Consider the following 16,120-nt stretch of genomic DNA (forward strand, 5'->3'; position numbering starts at 1 on the left):
ATCGGTGATCGCAATGTCACCACCGTGCCATGGCCGCTCGCCCCTCAGAGCAAGCGCCGTTCTCTCTCCAAAACTTTTTGCAGAACCTTCAGCACACTATCCTAGGCGCGAGTACCGTCTTCGCCGGCGTCTCAAGCCAGTCGACCACACGTTTGCGGTGCTCTAAGGGGGAAATCAATGAGATTGACGATTATTTGTGCGGCAATTGTGATGGCCGTATCCACCGCCGCCGTTGCACACGAGAAAAAGAGGGTGGTCAGTACACCAGTAACGTCGTGCTGCGCCGACCTGTCGGGCAGCACGATCAAGAAAAACAGGGAAACAAAATTGGACTGCAGTTCAACCGGAACTGTCTCCAGCGCGATTTCGAAAGACAAATCGGAGCCGCGCCTGGGATATGAAACGGTTAATCCTGCAATCATATCGATCTATTAGCTGAGGAAATACCAGGCAGGTCTATCGGCGCTCAGGCTTCGGGAGCAGGGCCTGGACCGACTCGCGGCCATTGCCTGCGGACCATATTCAAGCATCGATCAAGTCGGACGCCGCCGCGAAATCAGCCGTTAATCGCTTGGTGGCGGCGCTCGGCCTCGTTGCGCATGCCTGCGCTCAATGTTTGATGCGGTCACGCATTGCGTACCAAAGCATGCCGAGCACATAGAGCGGGCCGCGCAGCGTCGTGCCGCCGGGGAACGGCAGCGGGCTTAGGGTCGAAAACAGATCGAGCCGCGAAGCATCACCGGTGATCGCCTCAGCGAGCAGCTTGCCCGACAGCGTCGACAGGATCACCCCCTTGCCCGAATAGCCATGCGCAAAATAGACGTCGCCATAGCGACCGACATGCGGCAGGCGCGATGTCGTCACCGAGACCAGCCCGCCCCAGGCGTGATCGATGTGGCGGCCGCGCAATTGCGGAAAGGTGTTTTCCATGTGCGGCCGCACGAAGCCGGCAATGTCGGCGGGCGGCGACGGCGTATAGCGCTCGCCGCCGCCGAACAGCAGGCGTCCATCCGCCGACAGCCGGTAGTAATTGACGACGAAGCGCGTGTCGGAGACGGCCACATTGCTTGGGATGACGTCGCTCGTGTCGCCCAGCGGCTCGGTGGCGATGATGTAGTTGCCGACCGGCATGATGCGGCTGTTGACGCGCGGCTCAAGCCCGTGGAGCAGCGCATCGCCGGCCAGTACGACATGCCTGGCCCGCACCGAGCCTTTGGCCGTCGAAACCCGGGGGGAAGGTTCCCGCTCCAGCCGCAGCGCCACCGAATTCTCGTGGATGGTGACGCCCGCCGCAGCCGCGGCGCGAGCAAGACCGAGCGTGTAGTTCAGCGGATGCATATGGCCACCGAGCTTCTCGTACATCGCGCCGTGATAAGGTGTGTTCACCATTCCGCGCGCCTGCGCTGCCGACAGCATCTCGACATCATGAAAGTTCATCACCGTAGAAAGGCACTCGGCCTCTTCTTCGAGGTCGCGCAGGTCGGAACCGTTGACCGCACCGGCCAGATGGCCGGTGAGCCTGAGGTCGCAATCGATGGCATGGCGCTCGATCAGACCGAGCACGAGGGCCCGCGCCTCGAAGGCGAGATCGAACAGCGCCCTCCCCCGTTCCGGCCCATATAGCTTGACCAGCCCCTTGGCGCCCTTGCGCAGGCCGGGGATCATCTGGCCGCCATTGCGCCCCGACGCCCCCCAGCCGATCTTGCCGCCTTCGAGCAGCACCACCTTCAGGCCGCGTTCGGCTGCATGAAAGGCTGCGGAGAGGCCGGTACAACCGCCGCCGACCACCACCAGATCGGCGTCGACGTCGCCCTGCAGCGCCGGATGGTCCGGAGCCGGATTGGCCGTCGCGACATAGTAAGATTTGCCGATATCCAGGCCGGAGTTGAAGCCCCCAGAATTGAAGCTCATCATCACACCTTGAGCAGCAGATGGTCGCGTTCCCAAGAGGTGACGACGCTCTGGAAAAGGTCGAGCTCAACGCTCTTGACGCGCAAATAGGTCTGGAAGAAATCCTCGCCGAGCACCGCCCGAACCGGATCGCACGCAGCGAAGCGGTCGAGCGCCTCTTCCATGGTTTTGGGCAGCGTGCTCCTGCTGCGATAGGCATTGCCCGACGCTTCCGTCGAACGAGCGATCTTCTCCTCGACGCCGAGATAACCGCAAAGCAGCGAGCCGGCTATCGCCAGATAGGGATTGGCATCGGCGCCGGGCAGCCGATTTTCCACGCGCCGCTCGCCGGCCGGCACACGCAGGCCGCAGGAGCGGTTGTCGTGCGACCACTCGATGTTGGCGGGTGCACTGTGGTTCGGCCGGATGCGGCGGAACGAATTCACGTTCGGCGCAAACAGCGGCATCACCTCGGGAATGTATTTCTGCAGGCCGCCGATGAAATGCCCGAACATCTCGGTGTCGGCGCCGTCACGCCCGGCAAACAGCGTGTTGCCCGCCTCGTCGACGACAGACATGTGGAGATGCATTGAGCTGCCGGCTTGTGCGGCTATCGGTTTGGCCATGAAGGTCGCCTGCATGCCACCTTCCTGCGCGGCCTGGCGCGTCATTCGCTTGAACAGCAACACCTTGTCTGCCAGCGGCAGCGCGTCGCCATGCAGGAAATTGATCTCCAGTTGGGCCGTGCCCGATTCATGGATGAGCGTGTCGAGCGGCAGTCCGGCTGCCGCAGCATAGTCATAGAGGCGCCGGATCACCGGCTCGAATTGCTCCAGTGCCGCCATGTCATAGGGATGCTGCACGCTTTCGGAGCGGCCATTGCGCCCGACCGGCGCCGTCACCGGCCTGTCGGGATCGGGATTGGGCGCGGTGAGATAAAATTCAAGCTCCGGCGCCACCACCGCCCGCCAGCCGCGCTGGCGATATAGATCGAGCACCGCCCGCAACACGTGCCGCGGCGAAGCCATCCACGGCCGGTCGTGCATGTGGAACGCATCGGCGAAGACATAGGCCTTGCCTGGCCCGCCACCGGGCGCCAGACAGAGTGTTGCGAGATCCGGCACCATCCGCATGTCGGGGTCCTGGTAGGCGAACCCCTCGTCGACGGAACCGGAATAGCGGCCGTCGATGCTGACCAGGAACGCGCTGCTCGGCAGATAAAGTGCTCGGTCCTCGATCGCCTTGAGGAACTTGGCCGCTGGCAGGGCCTTGCCGCGCAGCACGCCGTTCATGTCGGGCACCAGGCACTCGACCTCGCTGACAGCGTGAGCGGCCAACCAGTCTTTCGGGTCGTTGGTGCCGTTCATGGTCGAGGCATCCGTTGTTGTGGTGTCAAGCATCAGGTCGGGTCCTTGCGAGAGCGAGAATGGCTTCGGCAGCCACGTCCGTTCCGGGTGTCAGCGCCATATGCACTGCATTCTCCCGGAGGCGTGCGCGCATTGCAGCATCGGCCATCAGGCCAAGAATGCTTCGCTCCAATTCGTCTTCCGTCCAGCCATCGCGGCTGATGTGGCGCCCGACGCCGGTTTCCTCGGCACGTTGCGCATTGTCATGCCCGTCCCAGCAATAGGGCATGACCAGCGACGGCACACCGAAACGCAGTGCTTCGCAAAAGCTGTTGTTGCCGCCATGATGAATGAAGAGGTCGCATTTCGCCACGACGGAAGGCTGTGGAAACCAGGCGTCGAGATAGACATTGTCCGGAACGGCCCGATAGCTGTCGCGCAGACCTCCGGCATTGACAATGAAGCGGGCCGGCAGCCTGTCGAAAACGGCGAGCATGCGCTGGATCAGGCCTACATCCATGGCGCCAAGACTACCGAAACTGACATAAACCAGCGGTCCGCCATTGCGCGGAAAGACCGGTACGTCGAACGGCCCTTCCGAGCGGACGCAGCCTTCGAGATAGACGAAGCTGGCAGGGTCGAGCGGCTCGGCGCGCTGCCTTCGCACAATCGTTGGGGTCAGCAGCAGATTGAGGGCGGGCGAAGGTTCTAGAAAAAGACCTGTTGGCAAGGGCGCAAGACCGGCGTCGGTCCGAAGCCGATTGAAGCGGTCATGGGCCGGAGCGACCGCTGCCAGGTAGCGCGCCTCGAACACCGCGCGGCTCGGGTCGTCGGCGGCGAGACCGGACAGATAGGGTGGCACATTGGCATCGGGAAGCTCGGTTTCGGCGCAGGAGACGACGCGCACCCACGGGCAGCCGGCTGTCGCCAATGCCGGGAACATGACGACGTTGTCGAGCACCACGGCGTCCGGCTTCAGCCGCGCCAGCAATTGGCGCAGCGGCGCCTCGGCGTTGACCGCAGTGTCTACGATTGCTTGCCAGGTCGGGGCAACGTAGGTTTCGAGCTGATCGATGGGGCTCAGCCTGAAATGCGGCAGATGACGGCGCACGAAGGCCTGCCAGTAGCTCTGGCGTTCGCTGTCGGTCAACGGATCGTCAGTAGGCAACTGGTATTCCTGAAACCCATAGTCGGCGAACACGCCAGAAAAGCCGGCATGGCAGATGAACACCGGACGGGCGCCACGAGCGCGCAGGGCCTGCGCTATGCCAACGCAATTCAGCGCAGCGCCGAAGCTCGCTTCCGGAAACAGTGCGATGGTCGGGCTGCCTTTGCGCATGATCCTCGTTATTCCGGCCGGCTGATCATGCCGAACAGCGCGGGCGCCCCGCGACTGGCCGCCTGCGGTCGCTGGCTGCGGGAAAGCCGCAGATGGACCCGAAGCAGATCGGCTGCAACCTCGTACTGCTGGCTCTCCAGATGGTCGAGTATGGTCAGATGCTCGCGCAATGATTGCTTCAGCCGGAAGACATTGACGCCGGCATACGTTCCCGGCAGCCGGCGCAGCCTGAGATGATCGGCCAACGCCTCGGCGACGAAGCGGTTGGCGGAGCCACCGGCGATCATCCCGTGAAAATCGATGTCCAGCCGTTGGAACTCTCTGGAATCGAATGCCGCGTCGGGCAGAGCCAGCAGCATTTCCATGCCCTGTCGCAAGGCTGCCGCGCGCGTCCCATCCAGCCGGAACCCAGGCGCCAGAAGGGCGGCGGGTTCCAGCAACAGCCGGAATTCATAGCTCTCCCCTTGTGCGCCAGGATCGTCCGGCACCCTCCTGAAAAGCCAGGACTGCCCCGGCGCGCGGTCCAGAAGATTTTCCTCGGCCAGTTTCTTCAGCGATTTTAGTACCGTCCTGCGCTCGGCATTATACCGTCGCATCAGCGCGCCGACGGTGACCGTCTGGTCCAGCCGGCGCGCCGAGCGGTCTCGCAGGATCATGTCGGCAAGTTCATCCTCCTCGGCGCTCGGCAGGTCGGCGGCGACGGTCGCCTGGCTCGTGAGGTCTACGGCCAAGCGATAGCCGGACTCAGCCTCCCATTGAACTACGCCTTTTTCAGTGAGCAGACGCAGCGCGGCCCGCACCGGAGTTCGGGATACGTTGCAGAGCGAAGCGATCTGCTGCTCCGGGAGATGAGCGCCGGGTTCAAAGCCGCGTTTCCGGGCCACATCGAGAATGCGCTGTGCAAGGTCGAGATGGTTGGTGCGGGGACGTCGAGCTGCAACTTGCATGGCAATTCTCATGAAGGACTTGGCGGCTGAGGTTTGGCCGATTGCCCTTGCGGATGCGATCGGCCGGGATTCACCGTAGTTGACAAATTATGGATTGACGTACTTTTTTCTGCAATAGTACTGTGAGATCAATCGGCAATAAAAGACCGGGGAACAGGATCAAAGCGGCTACGGCTGCAAGCGCTGGTCCGACGACTAAGTTCGATGATCAACCAGAATGGGAGTCTGTCATGACCACCACCACCCTGCGGCACCGTCCGTTAAGGAAATCCTTGATCGCACTTGGCCTTGGCCTGGCGCTGTCAGCGCCGGCGGCTGCCTCCGACCTCGTTATCTCCAACTGGGACGGCTACATGGCGCCGGATGCCATGAAAGCTTTCAAGGCGGCGACCGGTGTCTCCGGTGAAGTCGTGGTTCACGCCACTAACGAGGAGATCATGGGCAAGCTCGTCGCGTCCGGCGGCAAGGGCTATGACGTGGTCTTCGTCTCCTCGCCCTTCGCCGAAGTGCTGAACAAGCTCGGCCTGATCGAGGCGATCGACCATGCCAATATCCCTAACCTCGCCAATCTCTATCCCGAGGCGGCGAAGCTGCCGCACGACGCCGGCAACAATTTTTCCGTGCCCTACACTTGGGGCACCACCGGCCTTTGCTACCGTTCGGATCTGGTGAAGGCGGAGCCGGTGAGCTGGAACGACCTTCTCGCCCCGTCCGATGCGCTCAAGGGCAAGACGACGATGCTGGCGACCGACCGCTGGCTGCTTGCCGCCGGCCAACTCGCCAAGGGCTATTCGGTGAACGAGACCGATCCGGCAAAGCTCGGCGAAGTCAAGGACCTGCTGATCTCGGCCAAGAAGACCTTGCTGGCCTATGACGACACGACCTTTTATTCAAAGCTGGTCTCGGGCGAGGCGCTGATGGTTCAGGCCTGGGATGGCTGGTGCAATTACGGGATCGCCGAGAATCCACAAATTAAATACACCATACCGAAAGAAGGCTCGGATCTCTGGGTCGATACGATGGTCGTGATGAAGGCATCGGCCAACAAGGACGCCGCCTTCCAGTTCATCAACTTCATGCTGGACGCCAAGAACCACGCCTGGGCGGCCCAGAACATCGACTACAAGGTACCGAACAAGCCGGCTATGGAAAGCCTGCCGGCGGATTTTCTCGCCAAATTTCCCAATATGAGCATGCCGGTGGCAGAGTTGGTCAAGTTCGAGCAGTTGCGCGATGTCGGCGATGCCCAACGCGACTACTCGAAGATCGTCAGCGAAATCAAGGCTGCGCAATAACCGACATCAAAATCAGAGATCTCGGTCGACGGCGGGGTTTTCGCCGCCGACCGTTGAATGCGGTACCGCAATCTTGTCCCAAACAAGACTTCGCTCATCCTTGCTGATGACGCCGGCGCTGGCCTGGCTCACCGCCTTGATGGTCGTGCCATGCGCGCTGGTGCTGGCGCTCGCCTTCTTCCGGCGCGGCATCTATGGCGGCATCGATTACACTTTCACACTGGAGAATTTCGGGCTGGTGTTCGACCCGCTCTATGCCGGCATCTTCATCAATTCGGCGCGCATTGCCGGCACGGCAACCCTGGTCGCGGTGGTGATCGGCTATGCCGCCGCCTATGCGATCGCGGCAGCACCCCGGCAACTGCAGCCGGTGTTTCTGTTCTTTGCCGTCTTGCCCTTCTGGTCCAACTACCTGATCCGTACCTATGCCTGGATCGTGCTGCTCAACCGCGAAGGGCTGATCACACAACTGCTACGCTGGTTCGGCTACACCGGCGAGCCGCCGTCGATGCTTTATACCGAAGGCGCCGTCATCGCCGGTCTGGTCTACAACTATCTGCCCTTCGTCATCCTGGCCTGCTACGCGCCGCTGTCGCGGCTCAATCCGGAGCTCGCAGAGGCCTCGCGCGATCTCGGCGCGTCGGCCGTGACCACATTTCGCCGGGTCATACTGCCGCTGACCGTGCCCGGCATTGCCGCCGGGGCGGTTTTCGTCTTCGTGCTGTCGATCGGCAATTTCGTCACGCCGGCGCTGCTCGGCGGCGGCCGTTTCCAGATGATCGGCAATCTCGTCTACGACCAGTTCCTCACGGCTAATGACTGGCCCTTCGGTGCGGCACTGGCAATGGTGCTGATCGCCATCATGCTGCTGGTGCTGACGGCGCAGGCCCTGGCTGCTGATCGCGCCTCGGGCCGTACCGCCGAAGCGAGAGGAGGCGCCGATGGCTGAGCGCTCCCTCGCCACGAGGCGCGCGCTCTGGCTCGTGCTTTCACTGGTCCTGGCCTTCCTCTACATCCCGATCGCCGTGCTGGTGGCGCTGTCGTTCAACCAAGGCGGGCTGCCGACCGTCTGGTCGGGCTTTTCGCTGAAATGGTATGTCTCGCTAATCGGAAACGCCGCAATCCTTTCTGCCGCGCTCAACACACTGATCGTGGCGCTTGTCTCGACCGCCATCGCCACGCTGCTCGGCACGCTGCTGGCGATCGGCGTCGAAATACGCCAGCAATACGGCAAAGGTCTCGAGGCGCTGATCTTTGCGCCGATGATCATTCCCGACATCGTGCTGGCGATCGCGCTGCTCAGCTTCTTCTCGATGCTTGATCTCACCTTGGGCCTGCACACCATCATCCTCGCCCATGTCGTCTTCAATCTCGCCTTCGTCTGCTCCGTGGTGCGCGCGCGGCTGAAAAGCTTCGACTGGTCGATCGTCGAGGCCTCTGCCGATCTCGGTGCTTCCGCGCTCACGACATTTCGGCGGGTGACGTTGCCGGTGATCCTGCCTGCCGTCGTCGCCGGCGCGCTGCTCGCCTTCACCCTTTCGGTCGACGAATTCATCATCGCCTTCTTCACCGCCGGCGCCGGCCGCGCTTCGACCACGCTGCCGATGCAGATCTATTCGATGATTCGCTTCGGCGTCACGCCGGAGATCAATGCCTTGGCGACTATCGTCATGGCGGTCTCAATCACTGCGCTGACCCTGTCGCAGCGGCTCAACCGTGGGGTGATCGGCCAATGAACGAGCCCCGCACGCTGCTGGCGATCGACGACGTGTCGAAGAAGTTCGGCCGGGTGACGGCGGTCGACGGCGTTTCGCTGGATATCCGCGAGAACGAGTTCTTCGCCTTGCTTGGACCTTCGGGCTGCGGCAAGACAACGCTGCTGCGCATGCTGGCCGGCTTTGAGACGCCCAATGACGGGCGCATCCTGCTCGACGGCCGCGACATCGCCAGGACCCCGCCCAATAAGCGGCCCGTCAATCTGATGTTCCAGTCCTATGCGCTGTTTCCGCATATGAGCGTCAGGGCCAATGTTTCCTACGGCCTCGAAATGGAACGCTTGCCTGCAAAGGAAATCCGCTCCCGTGTCGACGCCATTTTGGCGACGACCGAACTCGTTGCCTTCGCCGACCGCAAGCCAGAGCAATTGTCCGGCGGGCAGAAGCAGCGCGTCGCGCTTGCCCGAGCGCTGGTCAAGCGACCACGGCTGCTTCTGCTCGACGAGCCTCTCGGTGCGCTCGACAAGAAATTGCGCGGGGCCATGCAACTGGAGCTGAAGCGGCTGCAGCACGAGGTCGGCATCACCTTCGTCATCGTCACCCATGACCAGGAGGAATCGCTCGTCATGGCCGACCGTATGGCAGTGCTCAGGGACGGCAAGCTGCTGCAATGCGATACACCCCATGCGGTCTACGAGCATCCGGGGGACCGTTTCGTCGCCGACTTCATCGGCGTCATGAATTTCGTACCGGGCAAAGCCGCCGGCGACGGCGTGCTGGCAAGCAACGGCGTGCGGATCGCCGGCGATGTTCCCGCAACACTTTCGCCCGGCGCTGCGGCGGTAGCTTCAGTGCGGCCCGAACGCATCCGGCTGTTCCCGTCGGCAGAAACGGCCAACCGTATCTTCGGCGCGGTCGAGGCGCTGGCCTATCAGGGACTCGATCTGCAGTTGCACGTCCGCACCGCCCTGTCGCCAAAGCCGTTCCTGGTGCGCGTCACCGCCGACGCCGCCGACCGCCGCCCGGTCTCGTCGGGCGATACAGTCGAGCTCGGCTGGGATGCGGCTGACGTCAGAATTTTCGCAGATTGATCGAAGGAGAACCTCTCATGGCGCAAAAGACGATCGCGTTCTTTCCGGAGGCCGCCTATGGCCCCGCGCTCAATTCCGTCGGCATAGCCCAGGCGATCGAGGCGCGCGGCCACAGAGCGGTGTTCCTGTCGGACCCCGGTTTCGTCGACGTCTACAAGGGCTACGGCTTCGAGGCTCATCCGGTGAACCTGTCCGAGCCGATGCCGCCGGAACAGATGGCCAAGTTCTGGGAAGACTTCATCAACGGCCACATCCCGAACTTCCGCAAATCGCCCTACGACCAGGTCGACAATTACGTGAAGGATTGCTGGACGGCGATCGTCAACAGCGCCAAATGGGCTGAGAAGGATCTGCCTGGCGTGCTTGCGACGATCAAGCCTGATGTCATCTGCGTCGACAACGTCATCCTGTTCTCGGCAATCAAGCAGTATGGCAAGCCCTGGGTGCGCGTCATCTCCTGCTCGGAAAACGAGATCGAGGACGAGGACATCCCGCCACATCTGTCCGGCTGCGGCGAGAACGACCACGCCTGCCATCGGCGTTACCGCGACCATTTCAACGCCGTCATCAAGCCGATCCATGACGACTTCAATGCGTTTTTGAAAGCGAACAACGAAGCGCCGTATCCGATCGGCCAGTTCTTCGAGGCCTCGCCGTACCTCAATCTGCTGCTCTATCCCGAGGCGGCGAAGTTCAAGCGCCGCTATCTGCTCGACCCGGCAAAATTCCAATATCTGGAAGGCTGCGTGCGGCAGGAGAAGCCCTACACCGTGCCGGTTTTTGCGAAGAATAATGACGGGCCGCTGCTCTATGTTTCCTTCGGCAGCCTTGGCGCCGGCGATGTCGATCTGCTGAAGCGCATCGTCGCAACGTTGGGCAAGACGCGCTACCGGGCGCTGGTCAATGTCGGCGGCTACAAGGAGCAGTACGCGCAAGTGCCCGAAAACGTCATCGTCGAGAGCTGGTTCCCGCAGCCCTCGGTCATCCCGCAGGTCGATGCGGTGATCCATCATGGCGGCAACAACTCGTTCACTGAGTGCCTGTATTTCGGCAAGCCGGCGATCATCATGCCCTACGTCTGGGACGGCCACGACAATGCGGCGCGGGTCGAGGAGACCGGCCACGGCTTCGGCATGCCGCGCTACGACTGGAGCGACGCCGAGCTCATCGCCAGGATCGAAACCTGCCTGACCGACCCGGCAATCAAGGCCAAGCTGGCCAAGACGTCGGCCCAGATGCAGTCGCAGAACGGCCCGGAGAAAGCGGCTGCTTTGCTGGAGAAATTGCTGTGATCTCAGCCCCACACCTCCACCAAGCCTCGACCCGCACCGACCTCGTCGACTGGGGCACCCAGCCCGACGCGCTGGAAGGCGCTTCGCACTCCACCGGCAGGCTGGTGCACAAGGGGCCGAACAACCAGCCGGAATCCGGCATCTGGGTCTGCACACCCGGTCGCTGGCGGCTGGCGATTCCGCGCGACGAATTGTGCCATTTCGTTGCCGGCCGCGCGACCTACAGATCGGACGACGGCGAGGTGATCGAGGTATCCGCCGCCACGGTTGTCATGTTCCCGGCCGGTTGGACCGGCGAATGCACCGTCCACGAGACCATCCGCAACGTTTACATGCTGGCCTAAAGCCGGCCACTGGAGCTCCCGACATGCCGACACCGATCATGAAATCGCCGCTCGCCCTCACCGACCTGGTCGACTGGGGCGTCATCCCCACCCTGATCGAGGGCGAATCCCACACTTCCGGCAAGCTGCTGCACAAGGGGCCGGAGGGCCGCTCCGAATGCGGACTGTGGGTCTGCACGCCGGGCAAATGGCGCTGCCACGTCACCCGCGACGAGTTCTGCCATTTCCTCGAGGGACGCTGCACCTATGTCCACGAATCCGGCGAGGTGATAGAGATCGAACCGGACACCGCAGCGTTCTTTCCGCAGGACTGGAAGGGCGTCTGCACCGTCCACGAGACCATCAAGAAAGTTTACATGATCCGCTGAACCTTCTCGATAATTCTACCCTACCGGACACCTGACGCCGTTTTCTCCGCTTCCGATGCTCACGGACTTTAATGTCCGCTCCGCTTCGGTTCTCGAAAACCACGCCGCCTGTCTCGGCAGGGTGAATTCTCAAAAAGGCTCCGTGCACACGGGAGGACAGAATGGACTTTTCACCTGACCGGCCGACCTTCTTCGTCAATCCGGATTATCGGCCAATGACCGGTGCGGCAAAACCGGTGATCGATCCGGCGACGCTCGAAACCGTCGGCGCGATCACCGCAGCCAGCGACGGCGAGATCGACGCCGTGCTCACCGCAGCGACCAAGGCGCAAACGGCCTGGAAAAAGCTCGACGCCAAGAGCCGTGCCCGGCATCTGCACGCCGTCGCGAACGCCATCGAAGCGGCCGACTTCACGCGCTGCGCCGAGCTGATGGTGCACGAGATGGGCAAACCCTATCCGGAGGCGATCGGCGAGATCGCCAATTGCGCGCCGATCTTCCGCTATTACGCCGAAATGGCGCGTGACGACGCCGGCAAGATCGCCGGCACGACGCAGGCCGGTTCGTTCCAGTATGCCTGCTACGAGCCCTACGGCACGTCGGTGCACATCATGCCTTACAATTTTCCGATCCTGTTGATGTGCTGGACCGTCGCCGCCTCGCTTGCCGCCGGCAATGCCTGCGTGATCAAGCCCGCCGAAGCGACAACATTGTCGACGCTGGATTATATGACCGTGTTCCGCTCCCTGCCGGAGGGCCTGGTTTCCTGCATGCCAGGCGGAGCAGCAACGGCGCAGGCGCTGATCGCCTCGGACCGCACGCATGCGGTTGCTTTCACCGGTTCGGTCGCCGCCGGCAAGGCTGTCGCCGTCGCATGTGCAGAGCGCATGAAGCCTTGCGTCATCGAGGCCGGCGGCAGCGATCCCCTGATCATCAGCCAACACGCCCCACTGGACGTGGCGGCTGCCGGCAGCGTCACGGCTGCCTTCCATCTCACTGGCCAGGTCTGCACTTCGGCCGAACGGTTCTTCGTGGTTGATGCCGTTCACGACCGCTTCGTCGATCTGTTTGCCGAGAAAACGCGCGCGCTGCGTATCGGCAACGGCCTCGACAAAACCGAAATCGGACCGCTGGTCAGCGAGGCCGCGCGTGCGAAGGTCATCCGGCTGGTCGACGATGCGATCCGCAGCGGTGCCAAAGCGATCACCGGCGGACGCATTCCGCCGGCACATAATGTAGGCTGGTTCTACGAGCCGACCATCCTGACCGGCATCACCGCCGATATGGCAATCGTGCGCGAAGAGTGTTTCGGGCCGGTCGCCGCAATCTGCCGGGTCAAGGATTTCAACGAGGCGATAGAGCTTGCCAACGACAGCCCCTTCGGTCTCGGCGCCTCGGTCTTCACCACCGATCTTGCCGAAGCGCATGAGGCCGCGGAGCGGCTCGAGGCCGGCATGGTCTGGGTCAACAATCCGCTGATAGACAATGACGCGTTGCCGTTCGGGGGCTGGAAGGCTTCGGGCCTCGGCCGCGAGCTCGGCCGCCAGGGTCTGGATGCATTCCGCCGCTCGAAGATGGTCATCATCGACCACAGACCGGAGATTCAGGGCTGGTGGTATCCCTATCCTGACAGCTGGTTCCGCGAGGCAGGCGGGCGCAAGCATGCTTGACACGACTATCTTCGGGCGTGCTGCTAGCTAATTGTTTAGGATATCCGTCTCCGCCGAATGCAGCCATATCGGGCGTGGCGCTGTAGCCGAAGGCTGGTGAGGTCGGAATCAGAAAGGCCACCTGCGCTCAACGGCCATTCGCCCGGCGGACCCGCCAGATGACATTACCGACGTCGTCGGCGACGAGCAGTGCGCCAGTCTGATCGATAGCGACGCCGACCGGCCGGCCCATCGCCTCGCCATTACGCCCGATGAAGCCAGTGAGCACATCTTCCGGAGGACCGCTCGGTTTGCCACCATGGAACGGCACGAAGATGACCTTGTAGCCGCTGTGCACGCTTCTATTCCACGAGCCGTGCTGGCCGACGAAGGCGCCGTTGCCGTAGGCCGGACCGAGCCGCGCGCCTTTGGAGAAGGTCAGTCCCAGCGAGGCGGTATGAGAGCCCAGGGCGTAATCGGGCTTGATCGCTGCCGCCACGAGATCGGGGCGCTGCGGCTTGGCACGTTCGTCGACGTTCTGTCCGTAGTAGCTGTAGGGCCAGCCGTAGAAAGCGCCGTCACGAACCGAGGTCATGTAATCCGGCACAAGGTCGTCGCCAATCTCGTCACGCTCGTTCACGGCGACCCAAAGCTGGCCAGTCTCAGGATTCCAGGAGAGCCCGTTCGGGTTGCGCAGGCCCGAGGCGAAGACCCGAGTGCGGCGGGTAGACCGATCCACTTCAAGGACAGCGGCGCGGTTCTTCTCCGCGGCTATGCCGTTTTCTCCAACGTTGCTGTTGGAACCAACGGTGACATAGAGCTTGCGTCCATCCGGAGTTGCGATCACGTCCTTGGTCCAATGATGGTTGAGGTCCCCGGCCGGCAAGTCGATGATCTTTTCCGGCGACGTGCTGACTCGGGTCTGGCCATTGGAGTAGGGGAAAGCGACGAGCGCGTCGGTATTCGCGACAAAGAGTTTGCCTTTGGACAGGGTCATGCCGAAGGGCGAATTGAGGCCTTCCGCGAACGTCGTGCGCACATCCGCAATGCCGTCGCCATCGGTGTCGCGCAGGAGCGTGATGCGGTTGGCGCTTTTGGTCGCGGCGCCGGCCCGCTTCATAGCCAGGTCCATGAAGACCTTTCTAAGACTGAAGCCTTCGTCATGCTTGGCAGGGGCATTGGTTTCAGCAACCAGCACGTCGCCGTTCGGAAGCACATGTAGCCAGCGCGGATGGTCGAGGCCGGTGGCGAAGGCGTTCACTGTCAGCCCCTTCGCCGGGGTCGGCATACCTTCTTTCTGCCAGCCTTTCGCCTCGGCGATGTTAACAGTCGGGATCAGCGTCGGTCTTGGTTTCGGTAAAGTGGGGTTGGGGCCATAGCCGGTTATTGCCCCGGTTTTTTGCGCCGGAATGCCAGCGCAGCTTGCCATGACGATGCCCAACACCGCTACGAGTACGCTTCCTGGGAAGCCGGCATGCATCGGACGTCCTCCGCATCGATTTGTGTCGCGCTCTTTGTGCAAACGGAAGTCAGTGGCTTATTCTTCCAATTGCTTCGAAACAGCGGCGCTCGTGATCCGAGGGCCAGGAATTCGCGACAGATCTGCGCTCGGTAGAAATATGGCGCGAGAAGATTGTGGCAACCGCGCGAATATCTGTCGCGCAATATGAATCTCACATTCGTATCGCGCGAAATCGGTACGGCTTGCGCTTTTCGGTATCGAGTTGCTCATGGGCCAACATGCGTTCGAATGGAAGGAGACCGTGAACGGCGGGACCCACAATGACCCACCGATTGCACCAGCTGGTGAAACAGCTGTTGTTGCTGCTTAGCAAGACGCTGCAAATCTGCTAAAGTCTGCGGTGGGAGGAGACGGATATCCAATCGCTGCCGATAGCACATCCAAGTGTAGCGAAGGCGACACCCGGCGCATCACTTCCGCTCGCCTATTCCCTCGCGACGCTCTGCTGGCTCCTGTCGGCCGGCGTCTATATCGCCGCCAAGTGGGTTGCCCCCGAGATGCCGCCTTGGGCGCTCTGCTTCTGGCGGCTGACGCTCGCGTGCGCGATCCTGCTGCCTATCGTCCATCGTCATCACGGGGCGATGCTCGTGCTGATCCAATCCCGGGTGATCGAGGTGCTGGTCATCGGCACTATCGGGCTAACCTTGTGTCAAGGCATGATCTACACGGGCCTCAACTACACCAACGCGACAACCGCCGGCATCATCATGGCGCTGTCGCCGATCATGACCATGGTGCTTGCCCGCTTCGTGCTCGGCGAGCCCCTCGGTGTCTGGAAAGCGCTTGGAGCGCTGGTCGCTCTGGCCGGGATGGTGGTGATCGTGGCGCGCGGCGACCTTGCCGCGCTGATGCAGCTGCAGTTCAATCCCGGCGAGTTGTGGATCGTCGGCAGCGCGTTTTGTTGGGGCCTCTACACCGTGCTGCTGCGTCGCGCCAAATTCGCTATCGAGCTTCTGCCGATGGTGGTCCTGCTGCTGGGAGCCGGCGCGCTGGCGGCACTGCCCTTCTATCTCTGGGAACTGTTTTCCGGGGATCGTTCGGCGCTGCATGCGAACGGCCTTCTGGCTCTCGCCTATGTTGCCGGCCCCGGCGGCGCTCTGATGTACTATCTCTACAACCGTAGCGTCGAGACGCTTGGTGCGGGGCGCGCCAGCATGCTGCTCTATCTCCAGACCGCCTTCGTCGCCGTTCTCGCTTATCTGGTCCTTGGCGAAAGCTTGCACGACTACGATCTCGCCGGCGCCGCCTTCATCATCGCCGGCCTGCTGCTCGCCACCGCGATCAAGCCGAGGCAGCGCACGGTGCGTGTCGCGTAGGCAAAC

15 protein-coding genes are annotated in these 16,120 nt (G+C 62.4%); 9 read left to right on the forward strand and 6 right to left on the reverse strand.

What is annotated here, in order from left to right; translation table 11 throughout:
* Positions 1 to 131: 131 nt before the first annotated feature.
* The 5 genes from NKI59_RS04990 to NKI59_RS05010 all read right to left on the reverse strand — a co-directional run bounded on the left by NKI59_RS04990 (position 132) and on the right by NKI59_RS05010 (position 5,522).
* On the reverse strand, positions 132 to 377 hold the full coding sequence (locus tag NKI59_RS04990; RefSeq protein WP_352702742.1) for a hypothetical protein: 246 nt from the start codon (positions 375 to 377) through the stop codon (positions 132 to 134).
* A 232-nt stretch (positions 378 to 609) separates the two neighbouring features.
* The gene (locus tag NKI59_RS04995) at positions 610 to 1,914 is read right to left on the reverse strand and encodes an NAD(P)/FAD-dependent oxidoreductase (RefSeq protein ID WP_352702744.1); all 1,305 of its coding nucleotides are present in this window, start codon (positions 1,912 to 1,914) and stop codon (positions 610 to 612) included.
* Positions 1,914 to 3,290, reverse strand: a complete 1,377-nt coding sequence (locus NKI59_RS05000; protein WP_352702746.1) for a glutamine synthetase family protein — start codon at positions 3,288 to 3,290, stop codon at positions 1,914 to 1,916. Before NKI59_RS05000 ends, NKI59_RS04995 begins: the two co-directional genes overlap by 1 nt.
* Positions 3,283 to 4,578, reverse strand: a complete 1,296-nt coding sequence (locus tag NKI59_RS05005) for a glycosyltransferase (RefSeq protein ID WP_352452939.1) — start codon at positions 4,576 to 4,578, stop codon at positions 3,283 to 3,285. Before NKI59_RS05005 ends, NKI59_RS05000 begins: the two co-directional genes overlap by 8 nt.
* Positions 4,579 to 4,583: 5 nt before the next feature.
* Positions 4,584 to 5,522, reverse strand: coding sequence for a GntR family transcriptional regulator (locus tag NKI59_RS05010; RefSeq protein WP_352586687.1), 939 nt, complete (start codon positions 5,520 to 5,522; stop codon positions 4,584 to 4,586).
* A gap of 230 nt (positions 5,523 to 5,752) precedes the next feature.
* On the opposite strand from NKI59_RS05010, the gene NKI59_RS05015 reads away from it, so the two are divergent.
* From NKI59_RS05015 to NKI59_RS05050, 8 genes are all read left to right on the forward strand, one after another.
* Complete coding sequence (locus NKI59_RS05015; RefSeq protein ID WP_352644203.1) at positions 5,753 to 6,817, forward strand: polyamine ABC transporter substrate-binding protein; 1,065 nt, start codon at positions 5,753 to 5,755, stop codon at positions 6,815 to 6,817.
* Positions 6,818 to 6,923: 106 nt separating this feature from the next.
* Entirely contained in the window at positions 6,924 to 7,766 is an 843-nt protein-coding gene (locus NKI59_RS05020; RefSeq protein WP_352682101.1) for an ABC transporter permease, read from the forward strand.
* Complete coding sequence (locus NKI59_RS05025; protein ID WP_352682047.1) at positions 7,759 to 8,553, forward strand: ABC transporter permease; 795 nt, start codon at positions 7,759 to 7,761, stop codon at positions 8,551 to 8,553. The genes NKI59_RS05020 and NKI59_RS05025 overlap by 8 nt, the downstream gene beginning before the upstream one ends.
* Entirely contained in the window at positions 8,550 to 9,623 is a 1,074-nt protein-coding gene (locus tag NKI59_RS05030; protein ID WP_352702748.1) for an ABC transporter ATP-binding protein, read from the forward strand. The genes NKI59_RS05025 and NKI59_RS05030 overlap by 4 nt, the downstream gene beginning before the upstream one ends.
* A gap of 17 nt (positions 9,624 to 9,640) precedes the next feature.
* Positions 9,641 to 10,915: a glycosyltransferase gene (locus NKI59_RS05035; RefSeq protein ID WP_352682042.1), complete on the forward strand. Its 1,275-nt coding sequence runs from the start codon at positions 9,641 to 9,643 to the stop codon at positions 10,913 to 10,915.
* Positions 10,912 to 11,259 carry a cupin domain-containing protein gene (locus tag NKI59_RS05040; protein ID WP_352682040.1) on the forward strand — a complete coding sequence of 116 codons (348 nt, stop codon included), beginning with the start codon at positions 10,912 to 10,914 and terminating at the stop codon, positions 11,257 to 11,259. Before NKI59_RS05035 ends, NKI59_RS05040 begins: the two co-directional genes overlap by 4 nt.
* Before the next feature lie 23 nt (positions 11,260 to 11,282).
* Entirely contained in the window at positions 11,283 to 11,627 is a 345-nt protein-coding gene (locus NKI59_RS05045; RefSeq protein ID WP_352682038.1) for a cupin domain-containing protein, read from the forward strand.
* 161 nt (positions 11,628 to 11,788) lie between these two features.
* On the forward strand, positions 11,789 to 13,297 hold the full coding sequence (locus NKI59_RS05050) for an aldehyde dehydrogenase family protein (RefSeq protein ID WP_352682036.1): 1,509 nt from the start codon (positions 11,789 to 11,791) through the stop codon (positions 13,295 to 13,297).
* A gap of 127 nt (positions 13,298 to 13,424) precedes the next feature.
* Here the strand turns inward: NKI59_RS05050 and NKI59_RS05055 are convergent, their stop codons facing one another.
* Positions 13,425 to 14,756, reverse strand: a complete 1,332-nt coding sequence (locus tag NKI59_RS05055) for a PQQ-dependent sugar dehydrogenase (RefSeq protein ID WP_352702751.1) — start codon at positions 14,754 to 14,756, stop codon at positions 13,425 to 13,427.
* Positions 14,757 to 15,154: 398 nt separating this feature from the next.
* Between NKI59_RS05055 and NKI59_RS05060 the strand changes: the two genes are divergently transcribed.
* The gene (locus NKI59_RS05060; protein WP_352469816.1) at positions 15,155 to 16,114 is read left to right on the forward strand and encodes a DMT family transporter; all 960 of its coding nucleotides are present in this window, start codon (positions 15,155 to 15,157) and stop codon (positions 16,112 to 16,114) included.
* Positions 16,115 to 16,120 lie beyond the last annotated feature (6 nt).

It is taken from the genome of Mesorhizobium sp. M0598 (assembly GCF_040320865.1).
Classification (GTDB): Bacteria; Pseudomonadota; Alphaproteobacteria; order Rhizobiales; family Rhizobiaceae; genus Mesorhizobium.

What these genes read in the sequence shown, in the direction of transcription:
- NKI59_RS04995 (WP_352702744.1), bottom strand. Translation starts at nt 1,914, where the DNA reads ATGATGAGCTTCAATTCTGGGGGCTTCAACTCCGGCCTGGATATCGGC.
- NKI59_RS05000 (WP_352702746.1), bottom strand. Translation starts at nt 3,290, where the DNA reads ATGCTTGACACCACAACAACGGATGCCTCGACCATGAACGGCACCAAC.
- NKI59_RS05010 (WP_352586687.1), bottom strand. Translation starts at nt 5,522, where the DNA reads ATGCAAGTTGCAGCTCGACGTCCCCGCACCAACCATCTCGACCTTGCA.
- NKI59_RS05015 (WP_352644203.1), top strand. Translation starts at nt 5,753, where the DNA reads ATGACCACCACCACCCTGCGGCACCGTCCGTTAAGGAAATCCTTGATC.
- NKI59_RS05020 (WP_352682101.1), top strand. Translation starts at nt 6,924, where the DNA reads ATGACGCCGGCGCTGGCCTGGCTCACCGCCTTGATGGTCGTGCCATGC.
- NKI59_RS05025 (WP_352682047.1), top strand. Translation starts at nt 7,759, where the DNA reads ATGGCTGAGCGCTCCCTCGCCACGAGGCGCGCGCTCTGGCTCGTGCTT.
- NKI59_RS05030 (WP_352702748.1), top strand. Translation starts at nt 8,550, where the DNA reads ATGAACGAGCCCCGCACGCTGCTGGCGATCGACGACGTGTCGAAGAAG.
- NKI59_RS05035 (WP_352682042.1), top strand. Translation starts at nt 9,641, where the DNA reads ATGGCGCAAAAGACGATCGCGTTCTTTCCGGAGGCCGCCTATGGCCCC.
- NKI59_RS05045 (WP_352682038.1), top strand. Translation starts at nt 11,283, where the DNA reads ATGCCGACACCGATCATGAAATCGCCGCTCGCCCTCACCGACCTGGTC.
- NKI59_RS05050 (WP_352682036.1), top strand. Translation starts at nt 11,789, where the DNA reads ATGGACTTTTCACCTGACCGGCCGACCTTCTTCGTCAATCCGGATTAT.
- NKI59_RS05055 (WP_352702751.1), bottom strand. Translation starts at nt 14,756, where the DNA reads ATGCATGCCGGCTTCCCAGGAAGCGTACTCGTAGCGGTGTTGGGCATC.